The organism is Paracoccus sp. SCN 68-21, from assembly GCF_001724535.1.
GTDB lineage: Bacteria > Pseudomonadota > Alphaproteobacteria > Rhodobacterales > Rhodobacteraceae > Paracoccus > Paracoccus hibiscisoli.
This window is the reverse complement of the sequence record NZ_MEES01000009.1, coordinates 1-18919: the sequence shown is the minus strand read 5'-3', so window position 1 is coordinate 18919 and position 18919 is coordinate 1. Positions and strand designations below refer to the sequence as shown.

Annotated in this window: 14 protein-coding genes; 13 read left to right on the top strand and 1 reads right to left on the bottom strand. The window is 67.5% G+C overall.

Going from position 1 to position 18919, the window contains the following annotated elements:
• Positions 1–88 precede the first annotated feature (88 nt).
• The 3 genes from ABS73_RS04830 to dacB all read left to right on the top strand — a co-directional run bounded on the left by ABS73_RS04830 (position 89) and on the right by dacB (position 3760).
• Entirely contained in the window at positions 89–1690 is a 1602-nt protein-coding gene (locus tag ABS73_RS04830) for a bifunctional metallophosphatase/5'-nucleotidase (protein WP_277024201.1), read from the top strand.
• Positions 1691–1790: 100 nt separating this feature from the next.
• Complete coding sequence (locus ABS73_RS04825; protein ID WP_277024199.1) at positions 1791–2387, top strand: nicotinate-nucleotide adenylyltransferase; 597 nt, start codon at positions 1791–1793, stop codon at positions 2385–2387.
• Entirely contained in the window at positions 2384–3760 is a 1377-nt protein-coding gene (gene dacB, locus ABS73_RS04820) for a D-alanyl-D-alanine carboxypeptidase/D-alanyl-D-alanine endopeptidase (protein WP_277024196.1), read from the top strand. Before ABS73_RS04825 ends, dacB begins: the two co-directional genes overlap by 4 nt.
• Here the strand turns inward: dacB and ABS73_RS04815 are convergent, their stop codons facing one another.
• Positions 3761–4183, bottom strand: coding sequence for a tellurite resistance TerB family protein (locus ABS73_RS04815; protein ID WP_136855845.1), 423 nt, complete (start codon positions 4181–4183; stop codon positions 3761–3763).
• 88 nt (positions 4184–4271) lie between these two features.
• On the opposite strand from ABS73_RS04815, the gene ABS73_RS04810 reads away from it, so the two are divergent.
• The 10 genes from ABS73_RS04810 to ABS73_RS04765 all read left to right on the top strand — a co-directional run bounded on the left by ABS73_RS04810 (position 4272) and on the right by ABS73_RS04765 (position 18818).
• On the top strand, positions 4272–5858 hold the full coding sequence (locus ABS73_RS04810) for a lysine--tRNA ligase (protein WP_277024192.1): 1587 nt from the start codon (positions 4272–4274) through the stop codon (positions 5856–5858).
• A 150-nt stretch (positions 5859–6008) separates the two neighbouring features.
• Positions 6009–8303, top strand: a complete 2295-nt coding sequence (locus tag ABS73_RS04805; RefSeq protein ID WP_277024191.1) for a glycosyl hydrolase family 28-related protein — start codon at positions 6009–6011, stop codon at positions 8301–8303.
• Positions 8304–8370: 67 nt separating this feature from the next.
• Positions 8371–9918 carry a SulP family inorganic anion transporter gene (locus ABS73_RS04800; RefSeq protein WP_277024189.1) on the top strand — a complete coding sequence of 516 codons (1548 nt, stop codon included), beginning with the start codon at positions 8371–8373 and terminating at the stop codon, positions 9916–9918.
• Positions 9919–10064: 146 nt separating this feature from the next.
• Complete coding sequence (gene acs / locus ABS73_RS04795; RefSeq protein ID WP_277024187.1) at positions 10065–12020, top strand: acetate--CoA ligase; 1956 nt, start codon at positions 10065–10067, stop codon at positions 12018–12020.
• A 120-nt stretch (positions 12021–12140) separates the two neighbouring features.
• On the top strand, positions 12141–12398 hold the full coding sequence (locus ABS73_RS04790) for a DUF4212 domain-containing protein (RefSeq protein WP_277024184.1): 258 nt from the start codon (positions 12141–12143) through the stop codon (positions 12396–12398).
• A gap of 10 nt (positions 12399–12408) precedes the next feature.
• The gene (locus tag ABS73_RS04785) at positions 12409–14220 is read left to right on the top strand and encodes a sodium:solute symporter family protein (RefSeq protein WP_277024182.1); all 1812 of its coding nucleotides are present in this window, start codon (positions 12409–12411) and stop codon (positions 14218–14220) included.
• Positions 14221–14277: 57 nt separating this feature from the next.
• A complete protein-coding gene (locus tag ABS73_RS04780) occupies positions 14278–16089 on the top strand; it encodes a DUF294 nucleotidyltransferase-like domain-containing protein (protein WP_277024179.1) in 1812 nt (603 codons plus the stop codon).
• The gene (locus ABS73_RS04775) at positions 16086–16589 is read left to right on the top strand and encodes a hypothetical protein (protein WP_136855838.1); all 504 of its coding nucleotides are present in this window, start codon (positions 16086–16088) and stop codon (positions 16587–16589) included. Before ABS73_RS04780 ends, ABS73_RS04775 begins: the two co-directional genes overlap by 4 nt.
• Positions 16582–16944: a response regulator transcription factor gene (locus ABS73_RS04770; RefSeq protein ID WP_136855837.1), complete on the top strand. Its 363-nt coding sequence runs from the start codon at positions 16582–16584 to the stop codon at positions 16942–16944. The genes ABS73_RS04775 and ABS73_RS04770 overlap by 8 nt, the downstream gene beginning before the upstream one ends.
• Complete coding sequence (locus tag ABS73_RS04765) at positions 16944–18818, top strand: 3'-5' exonuclease (RefSeq protein ID WP_277024173.1); 1875 nt, start codon at positions 16944–16946, stop codon at positions 18816–18818. Before ABS73_RS04770 ends, ABS73_RS04765 begins: the two co-directional genes overlap by 1 nt.
• The last annotated feature ends 101 nt before the right edge of the window (positions 18819–18919 follow it).

The window sequence follows — 18919 nt, the reverse complement described above, 5'->3', positions numbered from 1 at the left end:
CCATGATCGGACCCGGATGATTTGACCCGGTGGCATGGCTGCGCCAAGCTGGTCAGGTTGACCAACAGGGCCACATAGGGAATCAGGCATGACCAGACGCCTTCTTGCCGCCGCTTCTGCCATCGCGATGTTCGCTGGAACCGCGCAGGCCGAGACCGTGCTGCACATCCTTCACACCAACGACGTCCACAGCCGGATCGAACCGATCAGCGATCGCGACAGCACCTGCGACGCAGAGCAGATCGCGGCGGGCGAGTGTTTCGGCGGAATGGCGCGGATCGCCCATAAGATCAACGAATTGCGCGACCAGATCACCGCCGAGGGCGGCAATGTCATCGTCCTGGATGCGGGCGATCAGTATCAGGGGTCGCTGTTCTACACGACCTACAAGGGCACCGATGTCGTCGAGTTCATGAATGCCATCGGCTATGACGCCATGGCTGTGGGCAATCACGAATTCGATGACGGACCCGAAGGCCTGGCCGTGCTGGCAGACGGGGTCGATTTCCCGGTCCTCTCCAGCAATATCGACGTGTCGCAGTCGAACGTTCTGGCCGACAAAATCGGCAAACATACCGTGATCGAACTGGGCGACCAGCGCATCGGCATCGTCTCTGCGCTGGCGATGGACACGCCGGAAACCGCCTCGCCCGGTCCGAACGTGATCTTTCAGGACGACGCCGACAGCCTGGCCGCCGCTGCTGCCGAGCTGGCCGATCAGGGCGTCGACAAGGTCATCGCGCTGACCCATGTCGGCTATCTGCGCGATCTGGAGCTGGCGGCCGAGGTGCCGGGTATCGACGCCTTCATCGGCGGCCATTCCCACACCCTGCTGGGTGACATGGAGGGGGCTGCGGCCGCCTATCCGACGATGGTGGACGGGCCGGACGGCGCGCAGGTGCCGGTCGCGCAGGTCTATGCCTATGGCAAGTATCTGGGTCATCTGACGCTGACCTTCGACGATGCCGGCGTGCTGACCTCGGTCGAGGGGCAGCCGATCCTGCTGGATGCCTCGGTCCCCGAGGATGAGGCCATCGCCGCCCGCGTGGCCGAGATGGCCGCCCCCATCGCCGACATGCGCAACGAGGTCGTGGCCAGCACCGCCGCCTCGATCAACGGCGACCGCGACGTCTGCCGCGCCCAGGAATGCGAGATGGGCAACCTGGTCGCCGATGCCATGCTGGCCCGCGTGGCCGATCAGGGCGTGACCATCGCCATCCAGAACGGTGGCGGCCTGCGCGCCTCGATCGACGCGGGCGAGGTCACCATGGGCGAGGTCTATACCGTCCTGCCGTTCCAGAATGTGCTGGCCACGTTCCAGCTGACCGGGGCCGACGTGATCGCGGCGCTGGAGAATGGCGCCAGCCAGTATGAGGAGGTGGCGGGCCGCTTTGCCCAGGTCGCCGGGCTGAAATACACCGTCGATCCGGCGGCGGAATCCGGCGCCCGCATCAGCGACGTGATGGTCCAGCAGGACGGCGAATGGGTGCCCATCGACGAGACCGCGACCTATGGCGTGGCCACCAACAACTATATGCGCGGGGGCGGCGACGGCTATCAGGTCTTTGCCGAAAATGGCCAGAATGCCTATGATTTCGGCCCCGACCTGGCCGAGGTCGTCGCCGATTATCTGTCGGCGCAGGAGGGTGGATATACCCCCTATACGGATGGTCGCATCACCATCCGGTGACACGGCCGCGATGCCGGGCCGCGTGCCTGGCATCGCGATCCGACCCTTTTTCCCCATTCCCTTGCTTGGCCTGCGCGCCGGGTTGCGCTAATCGGACCGGATGCGGACGGGCTTTCCCCTCGCGCGGCCTGGGCAGCGCATCGGCATTCTGGGCGGGTCCTTCGATCCGGCCCATGACGGCCATCTGCTGATCAGCCGCGTCGCGTTGCGCCGTCTGCACCTGGACCGGGTCTGGTGGCTGGTCTCTCCGGGCAATCCGCTGAAGACGCACGGCCCCGCGCCGCTGGACGGGCGGTTGGCGGCGGCGCGCGCCATGCTGCACGATCCGCGCATCATCGCCACCGACATCGAGGCGCGGCTTGGCCTGCGCAAGACCGCCGATACGCTGGCGGCGCTGGCCCCGCTGTATCCGGGGGTCCGGTTCGTCTGGCTGATGGGGTCGGACAACATGGTCCAGTTCCACCACTGGGACCGCTGGCGCCAGATCGCGCATCAGGTGCCCCTGGCGGTGATGGCACGGCCCGGATCGCGGCTGGCGGCACGCCAGTCGGTCGCGGCGACTGTGCTGCGCGCCGCGCGCCTGCCTGAGGGTCGCGCCCGCCTGCTGGCCGGGATGCCCGCGCCGGCCTGGGTGCTGCTGAACCTGCCGATGTCCGGCATGTCCTCCACCCGGTTGAGAGAGGGGGCCGCCCCATGACCCTGCACCGCCGCCGTTTCCTGGCGCTGATGGGGGCCGCGCTGGCCCCGCTGCCCCTGTCCGCCCAAGGGTTGGATCTGCGCCCGCGCGCGCGTCCCGCGCCCGATCCGCGCGGCATCGTGGCGCGCGCGGCGCTGCCCGGTCGCGTGGCCTATGCCCTGTCCGACGGGCGTGAGGCCTTGGCCCTGGGGCAGGCCGCCGCCCCCCTGGCGCCCGCCAGCACCATGAAGGCGATCACCGCCGCCTATGCGCTGGACCGGCTTGGGCCCACGCACCGGTTCCGCACGCGGATCATCCGCGATGGCGACATGCTGATCCTGGCGGGCGGGGGCGATCCGGTGCTGACCACCGACGATCTGGCGCGGCTGGCCGATGATCTGGCCGGGCTGGGCCTGCCCGCGCCCTCGCGGTTCGGCATCTGGGGCGGCGCGCTGCCCGCCATTCCCGAAATCGCGCCCGAACAGGCCGATCATCTGCCCTACAACCCCTCGGTCTCGGGGATGATGCTGAACTTCAACCGGGTCCATCTGGGCTGGTCCCGCGTCGGCGTCGAGCATCAGATGAGCGTCGAGGCCCGCGGCACGTCCCTGTCGCCGCGCGCCTATACCGTGACGGCCATGCCCGGCGATCACGCCGACCTGTTCCGCTATCGCCATGATCTGGAGCGGGAATACTGGACCGTGTCGCGCGCGGCGATGGGCCGGAACGGCAGCCGCTGGTTGCCCGTGCGCCTGCCCGAGCTGTATGCCGCCGACGTGTTCCAGACGCTGTGCCGGGCGCGCGGGCTGGTCCTGCCGTCGCCCCAGGTGCTGGACCGCCCGCCCGAGGGGCCGGTGCTGGCCCATCACGACAGCCCGCCGCTGCAGATGCTGCTGCGCGACATGCTGCGCTATTCCACCAACCTCACGGCCGAGGCGATCGGCCTGCATGCCAGCGGCGCGGCCGATCTGGTCGGATCGGGCGAGGCGATGCGGGTCTGGCTGGGCGATGCGGGGCAGGGGGTGCGGCTGGCCGATCATTCGGGCCTGTCGGGGGACAGCCGCATCAGCCCCTGGGCGATGACGCGCATCCTGTCGGGGCCGGGGCGCGACCTGGACCTGGCGGGCCTGATGCGCGACCAGCCGCTGTCCGATGCCCCGGACGCGCCGCGCATCGCGGCCAAGACGGGGACGCTGAACTTCGTGTCGAACCTGGCGGGCTATGTCACCGCGCCGTCGGGCGCGCAGGGGGTCTTTGCGATCTTCTGCACCGATCCCGCCCGCCGCCAGCGCGCCATCGGGCAGGAGCTGCCCGCCGGCGTCAGCACCTGGACCGCGCGGGCCAAGGCGGTGCATGCCGACCTGCTGGGCAGCTTTGCCGCCCGGCTGACCTGATCAGACGGTCATGTGGCGCACGCGGGCCGACAGCTCGATCGCGGCGGCATGCAGACGGCTGATGTTCAGCTGGTCGCGGATCTCGGCCAGCATCACGACCTCGCCCTCGTAGAGGCGGCCATCGGCGGCGCCCACGTCGCAGGCCAGCGCATAGGCGGTCTCGTACAGCTTTTCGGGCAAAGCGTCGCGGATCAGGCCGAACAGCGCGTCGATGCCGTCCTCCTCATCGAACAACGTCATCACGGTCTGGCTGATCGCGCGGATGCGGTCGTCGTCATAGGCGGCAAAGACCGGCGCATGATCGACCATGCGCTGGATCGCGACCAGTTCGGAGGTGCGGATCGTGCTGTCCGACGCGGACACGGCCACCATCACCGCGACCAGCGCGTCGCAGGGGGACAGGGAAGGCAGGTCGATGGTCATGGGGGTCTCCGCTTCGTTCGGGTGCAAATTATTGACGATCGGTGGCGCTTTCAATAAGCGTTCCGGACCCATGACAGGAGATCCGCCCATGACCACCCTGCGCGAAGCCGCGATGACCTCGAAGGCCTGGCCGTTCGAAGAGGCGCGCCGGGTGCTCAAGCGGTACGAGAAACAGCCCCCCGAAAAGGGCTATGTCCTGTTCGAGACAGGATACGGCCCCTCGGGGCTGCCCCATATCGGCACCTTCGGAGAGGTCGCGCGGACCACCATGATCCGCCGCGCCTTTCAGGAGATCAGCGATATTCCGACCCGGCTGATCTGTTTCAGCGATGATCTGGACGGCATGCGCAAGGTCCCCGAGAACGTCCCGGATCAGGAGATGCTCAAGGAGCATCTGCAGCTGCCGCTGACGTCGGTGCCCGATCCGTTCGGCGAATATGACAGCTTTGGCGATCACAACAACGCCATGCTGCGCCGCTTTCTGGACACGTTCGGGTTCGACTACGAATTCGTCAGCGCGACCGAGTTCTACAAGTCGGGCCAGTTCGATGCCGTGCTGCTGCGCGCCGCCGAACGCTATGACGACATCATGGCGGTGATGCTGGCAAGCCTGCGCGAGGAGCGTCAGCAGACCTATTCCTGCTTCCTGCCGATCAGCCCCAAGACGGGCCGCGTGCTGTATGTGCCGATCAAGCATGTCGACGCCAAGGCCGGGACGATCACCTTCGACGAGGACGGCGAGGAGATCACCCTGCCGGTCACCGGCGGCAACGTGAAGCTGCAGTGGAAGCCCGATTTCGGCGCCCGTTGGGCCGCGCTGGACGTCGATTTCGAGATGTACGGCAAGGATCACAGCACCAACACCCCCATCTATGACCGCATCTGCGAGATCCTGGGCGGGCGGAAGCCCGAGCATTTCACCTATGAGCTGTTCCTGGACCAGGACGGCCAGAAGATCAGCAAATCCAAGGGCAACGGGCTGTCGATCGACGACTGGCTGACCTATGCGTCCACGGAAAGCCTGTCCTATTTCATGTATCTCAAGCCCAAGACGGCCAAGCGGATGCATCTGGACGTCATTCCCAAGGCGGTGGACGAATACCACCAGCAGTTGCGCGCCTATCCCGACCAGACGCCCGAACAGAAGCTGGCGAACCCGGTCTGGCACATTCATGGCGGCGACGTGCCCGCATCGGACATGGCGATCCCGTTCCAGATGCTGCTGAATCTGGCGTCCGTCGCGGGCGCCGCGGACAAGGACGGGCTGTGGGGCTTCATCCGGCGCTATGCGCCCGACGCCAGTCCCGAGACGCATCCCGGGCTGGATCAGGCGGCAGGCTTTGCGCTGCGCTATTTCACCGATTTCGTGGCCCCTTCGCGTCAGTTCCGCGCCCCCACGGACGTGGAACGGGCGGCGATGCAGGACCTGGCCGACCGCCTGGCCGCATGGGACCAGCCCGCAGACCCCGAGGCGCTGCAATCCATGGTCTTTGCCGTCGGCAAAGAGCACGGGTTCGAGCCGCTGCGCGACTGGTTCGCGGCGCTGTACCAGGTGCTGCTGGGTGCCGATCAGGGTCCGCGCTTTGGCGGCTTCATTGCGCTTTACGGGGTCGATGAAACGCGCGGCCTGATCCTGGATGCGCTGGACGGCAAGCTGGTGTTCAACCACGGCTAAGGCGCAACGGCGCGACCCGCGATGTTGCGGATCGCGCCGTTGCAGCGCGCGCTGTCTTCAGGCACCGTTAACCTTTCATCAACTATTCCTTCGGACATCACGGCGGGTCATCGCAGGCCCGCCCGCCATGCCGTTACGGAGGGATAGCCGATGAACATTGCCATCACCAACGGGCTGCTGCTGATGCCACCCGCGTTCCGGGCGGGTCTGGGCGCTTGGTCGCGCAGCACCGGCGTGTCGGGCAGCCCGACCTGGGATCAGGCGGCCAATGCCGCCCTGGTGCCCGCCGACCAGGATTTCGGCGCCTGCCTGGAGATCGTCAAGCAGCAGACCACCACCAGCGTCCGCTTCATGGGCGAGACGCCGATGATCCCGGGCGTCTATCTGCGCGTGTCGGCGCGGGTCAAGGCGGTGGCGGGCGCGCTGGCGGGGGTGCAGATCGCGGGCTGGGCGGGCGACGGGTCGCGCAATGCGGTGTCGGGGCTGGTCACCGTGGGCCGCACCGTGTCCCTGCGCAACTATGGCGAGGTGGTCGAGGTCAGCGCCATCGTGGGCGTCGGTAACCGCGCGGGCGTGGACATGCCCTGGGGCACGCGCCCGGTCTATGGCCATTTCGGGCTGGATCTGGTGGGCGCGAATGGCGGCGCCTTCCGCATCGAATCGATCCGCATCGAGGATATCACCGCGGCCTTCGTGCCTTCGCTGCTGGACTGGGTCGACGTGCGCGATTTCGGGGCCGTGGGCAACGGCGTCACCAACGACCGCGCGGCCTTTCTGGCGGCGGATTCCGCGGCGGGCGGCGGGCAGATCGTCGTGCCGTCGGGCAATTTCTTCATCTCGGGCGACATCTCGATCAACAGCCGCATCCGGTTCAAGGGCCGCATCAGCACCCCCGCCGCAACCCGCGTGGCCTTTCTGCGCAGCTTTGATTTCCCGACCTATGCCGATGCCTTCGGGGACGAGACCCTGGGCATGAAGAAGGCGCTGCAGGCGCTGATGGGCTTTACCGATCACATCTCGCTGGACCTGTGCGGTCGCCGTGTCGACCTGGACGAGCCGCTGATCCTGGCCGACCTTGCCCCCACGCTGGAGGGGTTCTCGAACCGTCGCGTGATCCAGAACGGCTCGATCCAGGCCAAGCCGGGGCCTGCCTGGGAAACCGGCCGCACCACCAGCGTCGCGACCTATACCCCGAACCAACCCTTCCTGCTGAGCAACGTGGCCAATGTCGGCGCGATCGAGGTCGGCAGCCGCGTGAACGGCAACGGCGTCGGCCGCGAGGTCTATGTCAACAGCAAGAACGTGACCCAAGGCACCCTGACCCTGTCCCAGCCCCTGTTCGGCGGGGCGGGCACGCGGACCTATAATTTCGAACGCTTTCGCTATCTGTTCGACTTTTCCGGAGTGCGAGAGCTTAGCCGCCTGAACTTCTCCAAGATCGATTTTGGCTGCGACCGCATCTCCAGCGCCGTCCTGCTGCCCCCGCAGGGCGAGATGTTCCAGTTCTCGGACTGCTACTTCACCCGGCCCAAGGATCGCGGCATCACCTCGATCGGGCGCGGCTGCCAGGATCTGCTGGTCGACAACTGCCAGTTCCTGTCCAACGACATGGACCTGCCCGCCCAGCAGCGCACCACCGTCGCGATCAACGTGAACGCCAACGACATCAAGATCCGCAACAACCGCTTTGTCCGGTTCGCGCATTTCCTGGTGGCCAATGGCGGCGGGCACATCATCACCGGCAACCACTGGTTCCAGGGCGACGGCTCGGGCGAGGGGCTGCGCTATGCAGGCCTGGTGCTGACCCAGCCCAACGTCCAGACCACCGTCACGGGCAATTACGTCGATAACGCGTCGATCGAATGGACGAACGAGCACAGCGCCTTTCCGAACTTCACCGGGTCCGAGTTCAGCTTTGGCGGCCTGACCCTGACGGGCAACACGTTCCTGTGTTCGAACACCGTGCCCTGGTTCACCTGGATCACGGTCAAGCCCTATGGCAACGGGCATTTCATCCAGGGTCTGAACGTGGTGGGCAATGTCTTCAAGGCGCTGTTCGGCAATATCCAGCGGATCGACCGGGTCGACACCTCGATCGCGGATCTGAACTATAACGGCATGCGCAACCTGCAGTTCGAGGCCAACACCTTCAACGGGGTCAACACCTATGTCGCGAACCCGCTGATGATCCAGATGACCCAGAACACTGCGGCGGCAACCTGGTCGTCACCCGATCTGACCGGTCTGCCGTTCCAGGGATGGGCGCGTTCGGTGCAGTCGGTGGTGACCGAGACCAACCTGCTGACCTCCAATGGCACGCGGCTGGATGCCAGCCCCGTGGTGCAGGTCGAACAGGGCAACACAAAGCGCCAGATCCGCCTGAACTGGTCTCAGGGCGTGCGCGGACGGGTCTGCGTCTATGCCCGGATGGACCGCCCGCAATAGGGCAGCGGTCATTGACAAGGGGCCGGGGCCGGGGGCAACCTCGGCCCCGGCCATGCAAGGATGTCCCATGGGCTATCGTCCTGCTTTTCTGGATGTTTCCATCGATCTCAGGGATCTGCAGGCGGGCCTGACGGTCGCCATCGTGGCATTGCCGCTGTCCCTGGCCATCGCCATCGCCAGCGGGGTCGGCCCCGACCGGGGGTTGGTGACGGCCATCGTCGGCGGTTTCCTGGTCAGCGCCATGGGCGGCACCCGCCACCAGATCGGCGGACCTGCGGGCGCGTTCATCGTGCTGGTCGCGGGATGCGTGGCCGCGATCGGCGTGGACGGGCTGATCCTGGCCACGATGCTGTCGGGGCTGATGCTGGCGGCCCTGGGCGTGCTGCGCCTTGGGGGCGTCATCCGGCTGGTGCCCTATCCGGTGATCGTGGGCTTTACGGCGGGCATCGCGGTGATCATCGCGGCCAGCCAGCTGCGCGACCTGCTGGGCCTGACCCCCGCCGCGCCCGAGCCGGGCCTGCTGATCCCCAAGCTGGCCGCGCTGTGGCAGGTCCGCGACACGCTGACCCCCGCCGCGGCGGCCATTGCGGCCCTGACCATCGCCGTCATCCTGGCCTGCCAGCGGTTCGCACCGCGCGTGCCCGCGATGCTGGTCGGCATCGTGGCCGCGACACTGATGGCGCAGATCCTGCCCGCGCCCTCGGTCTTTGACCGGTTCGGGGCGCTGCCCTCGGGCCTGCCCATGCCGATCCTGCCGATGCCGGACTGGGCGGCGGTTCAGGCCGCGCTGCCCTTTGCGCTGGCCTTCACGCTGCTGGGGGCCATCGAATCGCTGCTGTCGGCGATGGTCGCCGACCAGATGTCGGGCAGCCGCATGCGCCCCGATGACGAGCTGATCGGACAGGGCCTGGCCAATATCGGCGCGGGTCTGTTCGGCGGCTTCTGCACCACAGGCACCATCGCGCGCACCGCCACCAACGTGAAGGCCGGCAGCCGTGGCCCCGCATCGGGCATGATCCATGCGGGGCTGCTGCTGGCGTTCCTGATGCTGGCCGCGCCGCTTGTGGGCGCCATTCCCCTGGCCGGGCTGGCGGGCCTGCTGATGCTGGTCAGCTGGAAGATGATCGAATGGCACGCCATCGCCAGCCTGATCCGCATCGACCGGGCCGAGGCCGGGATCATGGCCGCGACCTTCCTGGGGGTGATCCTGCACGACCTGATCATGGGCATCCTGATCGGCATGGCGCTGACGGGGCTGCTGTTCATCGCGCGGATGGCGCATCAGGGCATGGCGCATCCGCCCGCCACGCTGCCCGAGGAGGACCCCGACCACATGGTGATCCACCTGTCGGGGCCGGTCTTCTTCGGCTCGGTCGCGCGCATCGAGGGGGTGCTGGCGCGCATCAACGCGCAGCCCCGGCTGCTGGTGCTGGACATGGCACAGGTGACCCTGATCGACCGTAGCGGCGCGCAGATGATCCGCGATCTGTCCGACCGGATGGGGCCGCGCGGCACGCGGGTTCTGGCGACGGGCGCGTCGCCCGCGGTGCGGGCCGCTCTGGCCGACAGCGTGGCCCTAGTCGAGCCTTGTGAAGGAATTTACAAAACGGACTGATCATCGGTCAACGTATTTACAAATTTTCCGTTTATAAAAAATGACTTAACAGAATTAAGGAAATGTGATTAACATACCCCCAAGGGCGGTCTGCATCCCATGGATGCGCATCGGGCCGCATCACGGCGACGACGAGGGGGGATCTCATGACCGCTGAAAACATTCGCAAACATCCCATTCCGGCAGGTCTGGAACAGGCGCATGCGGGGCCTGCGGACTATGTGCGGCTGTATGACGAATCGATGCGCGACCCCGAGGGCTTTTGGGCCCGCGAGGGCATGCGCCTGGACTGGCAGACGCCCTTCACCAGGGTGAAGAACACCGATTTCACCCTGGGCCAGGTCAGCATCAAGTGGTTCGAGGATGGCGTCCTGAACGCATCGGTCAACTGCATCGACCGCCATCTGGCGACGCGTGCCGACCAGACCGCGATCATCTTCGAGCCCGACGACCCCGCGACCCCGGCCGAGCACATCACCTATGCCCAGTTGTCCGAGCGCGTGAACCGCATGGCCAACGTCCTGCTGGCGCAGGGCGTGATGCGCGGCGACCGGGTGGTGATCTATCTGCCGATGATCCCCGAGGCGGCCTATGCCATGCTGGCCTGCGCGCGGATCGGGGCGATCCATTCGATCGTGTTCGCGGGCTTTTCGCCCGATGCGCTGGCCAACCGCATCAACGATTGCGGTGCCAAGGTGGTCATCACCGCCGACAGCGCCCCCCGCGGCGGTCGCCGGACGGCGCTGAAATCGAACGCCGACGCGGCCCTGCTGCATTGTTCGGACAAGGTGCGCTGCCTGGTGGTCAAGCATACCGGCGACCAGACCACCTGGGTCGAGGGCCGCGATGTCGACGTCAAGGCAATGATGGCCGAGGTTGCGCCCGATTGCCCGCCGCGCCCGATGGGGGCTGAGGACCCGCTGTTCATCCTGTACACCTCCGGGTCGACGGGCAAGCCCAAGGGCGTGGTCCACACGACCGGCGGCTATCTGGTCTATGCCGCGATGACGCATCAATACACCTTCGACTATCAGGACGGCGACGTCTTCTGGTGCACGGCGGATGTGGGCTGGGTCACGGGCCACAGCTATATCATCTATGGCCCGCTGGCGAATGGCGCCACCACGATCATGTTCGAGGGCGTGCCGACCTTTCCCGATGCCGGCCGCTTCTGGGAGGTCTGCGCCAAGCACAAGGTCAGCCAGTTCTATACCGCGCCGACCGCGATCCGCAGCCTGATGGCCAAGGGGCCGGAATGGGTCGAGAAACACGACCTGTCGTCCCTGCGCATCCTGGGCACGGTCGGAGAGCCGATCAACCCCGAGGCGTGGAACTGGTATAACGAACATGTCGGCCAAGGCCGCTGCCCCATCGTCGACACCTGGTGGCAGACCGAGACCGGCGGCCACCTGATCACGCCGCTGCCCGGCGCGACCGAGACCAAGCCCGGATCGGCGACCGTGCCCTTCTTCGGGGTCAAGCCGGTGATCCTGGACGCGGCAACGGCAGAGATCCAGCAGGGTGACCCGGCCGAGGGCGTGCTGTGCATCGCGGACAGCTGGCCCGGCCAGATGCGCACCCTGTGGGGCGATCACGCCCGCTTTGAGGAGGCGTATTTCCAGCAGTATCCGGGGTACTACTTCACCGGCGACGGCTGCCGCCGCGACGAGGACGGGTATTACTGGATCACCGGACGCGTCGATGACGTCATCAACGTCAGCGGCCACCGCATGGGCACCGCCGAGGTCGAATCGGCGCTGGTCGCCCACGAAAAGGTCGCCGAAGCCGCGGTCGTGGGCTATACGCACCCGATGAAGGGGCAGGGCATCTATGCCTATGTCACCCTGATGAACGGCGTCGACCCCACGGATGAGCTGCGCGCCGACCTGGAGAAATGGGTCCGCACCGAGATCGGCCCCATCGCCAAGCCGGACCTGATCCAATGGGCGCCGGGCCTTCCCAAGACACGCTCGGGCAAGATCATGCGCCGCATCCTGCGCAAGATCGCCGAGAACGACCACGGCACCCTGGGCGACACCTCGACCCTGGCCGAGCCGGAGGTCGTGGACGATCTGATTGCCAACCGCATGAATCGCGGCTGACGACGGGCCGGGGGGCGTCCGCGTCCCCCGCAAGCCCGCCCGGACCCGCCGCCGGGGTCGGGCAGGAACAAGACAAGGGCGGAGTGACAGACATGTCTGAACAGGGAGGGACCTAGAGACATGAGTGACAGACAATCCTCGAATGCCTATTGGCAGGCCAATCTACGCATTATCTACATCTGCCTCGCGATCTGGGCGCTGGTGTCTTACGGCTTCGGCATCGTTCTGAGGCCGCTGCTGTCGGGCATCTCGGTCGGTGGCACGGACCTGGGCTTCTGGTTCGCGCAGCAGGGGTCGATCCTGTGCTTCATCGCGCTGATCTTCTTCTACACCTGGCGCATGAACCGCCTGGACGCCGAACACGGCGTGGACGAGTGAGGAAACAGCCATGAGCCAGTTTACCCTGAACCTTCTGTTCATCACGGCGTCCTTCGCGCTGTATATCGGCATCGCCATCTATTGCCGGGCGAAATCCACCGCAGAATTCTACGCCGCCAACCGCGGCGTGGGTCCCGTCATGAACGGCATGGCGACCGCGGCCGACTGGATGTCGGCGGCGTCCTTCATCTCGATGGCGGGTCTGATCGCCTTCACGGGCTATGACAACTCGACCTACCTGATGGGCTGGACGGGCGGCTATGTGCTGCTGGCGCTGCTGCTGGCGCCCTATCTGCGGAAATTCGGCAAGTTCACCGTGCCGGAATTCATCGGCGACCGCTTCTATTCGCCGACCGCGCGCATCATCGGCGTGATCTGCCTGCTGATCGTCTCGATCACCTACGTCATCGGCCAGATGACCGGCGTGGGCGTCACCTTCTCGCGCTATCTCGAGGTGTCGAACGCGACCGGCCTGTGGATCGGCGCGGCGCTGGTGTTCTGCTATGCCGTTCTTGGCGGCATGAAGGGCATCACCTACACGCAGGTCGCGCAGTATGTCGTGCTGATCATCGCCTATACGATCCCGGCGGTGTTCATCTCGCTGCAGCTGACGGGCAACTTCCTGCCGCCTCTGGGCCTGTTCGGCACGCATGAGGGATCGGGCGTGGCGTTCCTGGCGCAGCTGGACGGTCTCGTGACCGACTTGGGCTTCCGCGCCTATACCGAGCACCACAACTCGACCCTGGACATGGTCCTGTTCACGATGGCGCTGATGATCGGCACCGCGGGTCTGCCGCACGTGATCATCCGCTTCTTCACCGTGCCCAAGGTCTCCGATGCCCGCAAGTCGGCAGGCTGGGCGCTGGTCTTCATCGCGCTGCTCTATACGGTCGCCCCGGCGGTCGGATCGATGGCGCGCTTCAACCTGACCGCGACCATGTGGCCGGGCGCCGAGCAGGGCGACACCTTCAGCCAGCCTGCCGTCTCGCTGGCCGATATCGAGACCTCGCCGGATCTGGCGTGGATGCGCAACTGGCAGGTCACCGGCCTGCTGAACTGGGAAGACAAGAACGGCGACGGCCTGATCCAGTACTATAACGAGGCAGGCGCGGCCAACGCCCCCGTCGCGGCGGTCATCGCCGAGCAGGGCCTGGTGGGCAACGAGCTGACCACCGTGAACAACGACATCATGGTGCTGGCAAACCCCGAAATCGCCAACCTGCCGGGTTGGGTCATCGCCATCGTCGCCGCAGGCGGCCTGGCGGCGGCACTGTCCACCGCGGCGGGTCTGCTGCTGGCGATCTCGGGCGCCGTGTCCCACGACCTGATCAAGGGCACCTTGATGCCCAACATCAGCGAAAAGGGCGAACTGATGGCGGCGCGCATCTCGATGGCGGCATCGATCCTGGTAGCCACGATCCTGGGTCTGAACCCGCCGGGCTTTGCGGCGCAGACCGTGGCGCTGGCCTTCGGCCTGGCGGCCAGCTCGATCTTCCCGGTGCTGATGATGGGGATCTTCTCTAGCCGCGTCGGCAAGGAAGGCGCCATCGCGGGCATGATCGCGGGCATGCTGTCCACGATCCTCTATATCTTCGCCTACAAGGGGATCTTCTTCGTGGCGGGGACCAACTTCCTGCCCGACACGCCCGATGCCTGGCTGTTCGGCATCTCGCCGGCCTCGTTCGGGACCATCGGCGCGCTGATCAACTTTGCCGTCGCCTTCGGCGTCTCGGCGATCAGCAAGCGGCCCCCGGCCCATGTGCAGGAGCTGGTCGAATCGATCCGCGTTCCGCGCGGTGCGGGCGGCGCGATCTCTCACTGATACCCTTGCCGCGTCCCCATCGGGGGCGCGGCACCCCCTCGCACAAGGTCAGCCCGGATGCCCGACGCCACCGTCGACTTCATCGCCACCGTGCATCCCTATGACAGCCTGAAGCGGGACGAGCTGGCGCGGGTCGCCGGTTCCTTCAGCCGCAGGTCCTTCGCCGCAGGCGACGTGATCTATGAATTCGGCGACCGCCTGCCGGGCCTGTATCTGATCGAGACCGGCCGCGTGGCCGTGACCGACCGCAACGGCGACAGCGTGTCCCAGCTGGGCCCGCGCAATTCCTTTGGCGAGCGGGGGCTGTTGCGCGACGGGGTGGCCGTCACCTCGGCTCGCGTGATCGAACCGGCGGTGATCCTGATGCTGCCCCGCGCCGAGGTGATCCGCCTCATCGCCGAACATCGCGCGGTGGGCCGGTTCTTTGACCGGGGCCGGGGCCCGGTCGATCGCGGCAGCGACCTGGCGCGCCTCAAGGTGGGAGAGCTGCTGTCGGGCAAACCCGTCAGCTGTTCCCCCGACACCCCCATCATTGAGGCCGCCCGCCTGATGCGCGAGGCCCGCGTCAGCAGCCTGGGCATCACCGAGGGCACGCGCCTGATCGGGCTGGTCACCATCCGCGACATGTCGAACCGCGTCGTGGCCGAGGGGCGCGACATGCGCCAGCCGGTGTCCCAGGTGATGACGCCCGACCCGATCACGCTGGCGCCGCAGGCCCTGGGCTATGACGTCCTGAACGCCATGCTGGAGCGGCGCATCAGCCATCTGCCGGTGGTCGAGGATGGCCGTTTCGTCGGCATGGTCAGCCAGACCGATCTGACGCGGGTGCAGGCCATATCCGCCGCAGGCCTGATCCGCGAGGTCGCCAAGGCCCGCGATGTGGGCCAGATGGCCGCCGTGACCGCCCGCATCCCCGAACTGATGGTCCAGCTGGTGCAGGCCCGCCAGCGCCACGAGATCGTCACCCGCATGATCACCGACATCGCCGATGCGGTGACGCGCCGCCTGCTGGACCTGACCGCCGCCGATCTGGGTCCCGCGCCTGCGCCCTGGTGCTGGGCCGCCTGCGGCAGCCAGGGCCGACAGGAGCAGACCGGCGTCAGCGATCAGGACAACTGCCTGATCCTGGGGCCGGGGGCGGACCCGCGCGATCCGTGGTTCACGCGTCTGGCGCGGCGGGTCAGCGACGGACTGAACGCCTGCGGCTATGTCCATTGCCCCGGCGACATGATGGCCACCAATCCGCGCTGGTGCCAGCCGGTCGAGGTCTGGCAGGACTATTTCGACGACTGGACCCGCCATCCCAGCCCCGAGGCGCAGATGCTGGCCTCGGTCATGTTCGACCTGCGCGCGATCGGGGGTGATGCGTCGCTGCTGGACGGATTGCAGACGGGGACGCTGGAGGCGGCGTCGAAGAATTCGATCTTTGTCGCGCATATGATTGGAAATTCATTGAAACATCGGCCCCCGCTTGGATTGATCGGGGGCTTTGCCACGATCCGCCACGGAGAGCACCGCCACCATATCGACATGAAGCATAACGGCGTGGTCCCGGTGGCCGATCTGGCGCGGGTCTATGCGCTGCAGGGGCGGATCGCGGCGGTGAACACCCGCGCCCGGCTGGAGGATGCCGAGACGCGCGGCGTCATCTCGGCCACGGGGGCGCGGGACCTGATCGCGGCCTATGACCTGATCCAGACGGCGCGGCTGGAGAACCAGGCGCATCTGGTGCGCGCGGGGCGCAAGCCCGACAATTACCTCTCACCGGCGGATCTGTCGGATTTCGAACGCAGCCACCTGCGCGACGCCTTTGTCGTGGTGAGGGGCATGCAGTCGGCGGTGGGACATGGCAAGGGAATGCTGGGATGAGTGGGATCGGGGCCGATATTCTGGGGGTGATCGCGGTGGCGGTCGGCGCCTTTGCGGTGCTTTACGCGGGCATGCATGCGGCGCGCAAGGCGGGGCTGTCGCCGCCGCCCTGGCTGCTGACGGCGGGCATCGGCCTGTCGATGGTCAGCTATTCTGTGTGGAACGACTATGCCTGGTTCGACCGCGCCCGCGCCGCTTTGCCCGAGGGGGCGCAGGTGCTGGTCGTGGGCCGCGCCTCTCAGGTCTGGGCGCCCTGGACCTATCTGGCGCCGGTTGAGGTGCGCTTTGCAGCGCTGGACCCCGGTCAGATCACCGATGCTGCCGACGGCACCCGCAGCGCGCCGATCATGCTGGTCGAACGGCGCGGCCAGACCGTGATCGTGCCGCAGGATTTCGACTGTTCGGGTGCCCGCATCCGGCCCGCCCGCGGCGACTGGATGCCCGCGGGCGACGACGCCGCCTTTGCCACCGTTTGCCCCGCAGGAGGTTCCAATGGCTGACATCCTGGTGATCGAGGATGAGGACAATATCGCCACCGCGCTGGATTTCCTGCTGACGCGGGACGGTCACCGCCATGACCGCCTGGCCACCGGCAAGGGGGCCGTCGCCCGCATCCGCGACACCCGGCCCGACCTGGTGCTGCTGGACGTGATGCTGCCCGATGTCTCGGGCTATCAGATCGTGCAGGACGTGCGCGCCGACCCCGATCTGGCCGGGGTGCGGGTGCTGATGATGACCGCGCGCGGATCGGTCGTCGAACGCCGCAAGGGCCTGGCCCTGGGGGCCGACGGGTTCATCGCTAAGCCGTTCGAGCTGGCCGAGCTGCGGGCCGAGATGGCCCGGCTGCTGTCCTGATGCGCAGGCGCGTCCTGGCGCTGTTCGCGGGCACGCTGGCGCTGGCGCTGGTGGTGGCGGGGCTGGCGCTGTGGCGGGCGGGGCAGGGGACCGACGGGCTGGCGCAGGCGGTCATGCTGCTGGGGTTCGGGCTGACCGGCCTGCTGACCGGGCTGTGGTTCCTGTTCGACCAGAATGTCGCCCGCCCCATCGAGACGCTGGCCGGTGCCCTGCGCACGGGCGGCGTGCCCGATCAGCAACAGGCCCGCTATCTGGCCGATCTGGGGCCCGCCGCGCGCGACGCGGCACTGGCCCGGCAGCGGTCCGATCAGGCGCTGGCGCTGGCGCTGGACCGCCACGCGGCCGAGATCATGCGCGAAAAGGCCAGCCTCGAATCGATTTTGGCGGATTTCGGGGCGGGCGCGGTCATGGCCGATGCGCGCGGGCGGGTGGTGTTCTACAACGCCAGCGCGGCGCGGCTGCTGCCCGGCCTGGCGCTGGACCGCGATCTTGGGGGCCACCTGTCGCCGGGGGCGCTGATCGCCGCGCGGATGCGGTTGGCGGCGGGGGCGCAGGCGACCGACCTGTCATGCCTGACCGCGCAGGGGGTGCGCCTGCAGGGCCGCCTGCGCCCGGTCGAGGGGGGGCTGCTGCTGATCCTGCGCGACCGCGCCGTCGAACGCCCCGCCCCCCGCGCCACGCTGGAGGCGCTGCGCCGCCATGCCGCGACCCTGGTGCCGATGCTGGACGCGCTGGACGGGCCGATCCCGCCCGCCCTGGCCGCAGCCATCCGGGCCGAGGGGCAGGGGCTGGCCCAGGCCACGCGCACCCTGTCCCAGATCCTGGCCACGGATGCGCCGGGCGACACGGCCACGCTGGCCGAACTGACCGCCGGGTTGACCTGGGCCGAGCCGCTGCTGCCGCTGGTCTTTCAGGCCGAGGCGGCGGGGCTGAACGCGCTGCTGCTGGCGCTGGATGCGCAGGTGCGCGCCCTGGGCCATGTGCCGCGGATGGCGGTCCATCCCGATCAGCCGGGGCAGATGCGGCTGGCCTTGGAATGGACCGGGGCGCCAGTGCCCATCGGCCAGCTGGAGGGCTGGCTGGAAGAGGCGCCCGATCCCGGCCAGCCCGGCCTGACCGGGGCCGAGATCCTGGCGCGGCACGGCACCGGCCTCTGGCCCGAGGCCGATGGGGCCACCGCGCGTCTGGTCATGCCACTGCCCTTGGCGCAGGGGCATGCGGATGGCGCGGGCGTCACCTATGATTTCGCGCTGGCGGCGCGGGGGGCTGCGTCGTCGCGCCTGTCCGATCTGACCTGCGTGGTCTTTGACACCGAGACCACCGGGCTGGAGGACCGCGACCGCATCGTCCAGATCGCCGGCCTGCGTCTGGCGCGCGGCCGCCTGACCGGAGAGCGGTTCGAGACGCTGGTGAACCCCGGACGACCCATTCCGCCCGCCTCGACCGCGATCCACGGCATCACTGACGCGATGGTGGCGGATGCGCCAGACCTGACGGCGGCGCTGACCGCGTTCCGGCATTTCTGCGACGACAGCGTGCTGATCGCGCATAACGCGCCCTTTGACATGGGCTTTCTGCGCCGGGCCGAGGCCGAGACAGGGGCGCGGTTCGACAACCGCGTGCTGGACACGGTGGTTCTGTCCGCGATGGTCTGGGGCCAGTCCGAGGTGCATTCGCTGGACGCGCTGACTGAACGCCTTGGCATCGCGATCCCGCCCGAGGCCCGCCACACCGCGATGGGCGACACCATCGCGACCGCCGAGGCGTTCCTGCGCCTGATCCCCGCGCTGGAGGCCAAGGGCATCACCCGCTTTGAGGAGGCGCTGACCGAGGCGCGCCGCCATCGCCGCCTGATCGAGGATGCGAACCGCTAGACCATTTCGCTTTTAACCTGACACATAGCCTGCAGCGTGGAAGTAGTTCCAGCATTCTTCGGGTGAGAACATGCTGCAGATGTCACCAAGGGCTTTGAACA

What these genes read in the sequence shown, in the direction of transcription:
- ABS73_RS04765 (WP_277024173.1), top strand. Translation starts at nt 16,944, where the DNA reads ATGCGCAGGCGCGTCCTGGCGCTGTTCGCGGGCACGCTGGCGCTGGCG.
- ABS73_RS04785 (WP_277024182.1), top strand. Translation starts at nt 12,409, where the DNA reads ATGAGCCAGTTTACCCTGAACCTTCTGTTCATCACGGCGTCCTTCGCG.
- ABS73_RS04790 (WP_277024184.1), top strand. Translation starts at nt 12,141, where the DNA reads ATGAGTGACAGACAATCCTCGAATGCCTATTGGCAGGCCAATCTACGC.
- ABS73_RS04815 (WP_136855845.1), bottom strand. Translation starts at nt 4,183, where the DNA reads ATGACCATCGACCTGCCTTCCCTGTCCCCCTGCGACGCGCTGGTCGCG.
- ABS73_RS04775 (WP_136855838.1), top strand. Translation starts at nt 16,086, where the DNA reads ATGAGTGGGATCGGGGCCGATATTCTGGGGGTGATCGCGGTGGCGGTC.
- dacB (WP_277024196.1), top strand. Translation starts at nt 2,384, where the DNA reads ATGACCCTGCACCGCCGCCGTTTCCTGGCGCTGATGGGGGCCGCGCTG.
- acs (WP_277024187.1), top strand. Translation starts at nt 10,065, where the DNA reads ATGACCGCTGAAAACATTCGCAAACATCCCATTCCGGCAGGTCTGGAA.
- ABS73_RS04825 (WP_277024199.1), top strand. Translation starts at nt 1,791, where the DNA reads ATGCGGACGGGCTTTCCCCTCGCGCGGCCTGGGCAGCGCATCGGCATT.
- ABS73_RS04800 (WP_277024189.1), top strand. Translation starts at nt 8,371, where the DNA reads ATGGGCTATCGTCCTGCTTTTCTGGATGTTTCCATCGATCTCAGGGAT.
- ABS73_RS04830 (WP_277024201.1), top strand. Translation starts at nt 89, where the DNA reads ATGACCAGACGCCTTCTTGCCGCCGCTTCTGCCATCGCGATGTTCGCT.
- ABS73_RS04770 (WP_136855837.1), top strand. Translation starts at nt 16,582, where the DNA reads ATGGCTGACATCCTGGTGATCGAGGATGAGGACAATATCGCCACCGCG.
- ABS73_RS04780 (WP_277024179.1), top strand. Translation starts at nt 14,278, where the DNA reads ATGCCCGACGCCACCGTCGACTTCATCGCCACCGTGCATCCCTATGAC.
- ABS73_RS04805 (WP_277024191.1), top strand. Translation starts at nt 6,009, where the DNA reads ATGAACATTGCCATCACCAACGGGCTGCTGCTGATGCCACCCGCGTTC.
- ABS73_RS04810 (WP_277024192.1), top strand. Translation starts at nt 4,272, where the DNA reads ATGACCACCCTGCGCGAAGCCGCGATGACCTCGAAGGCCTGGCCGTTC.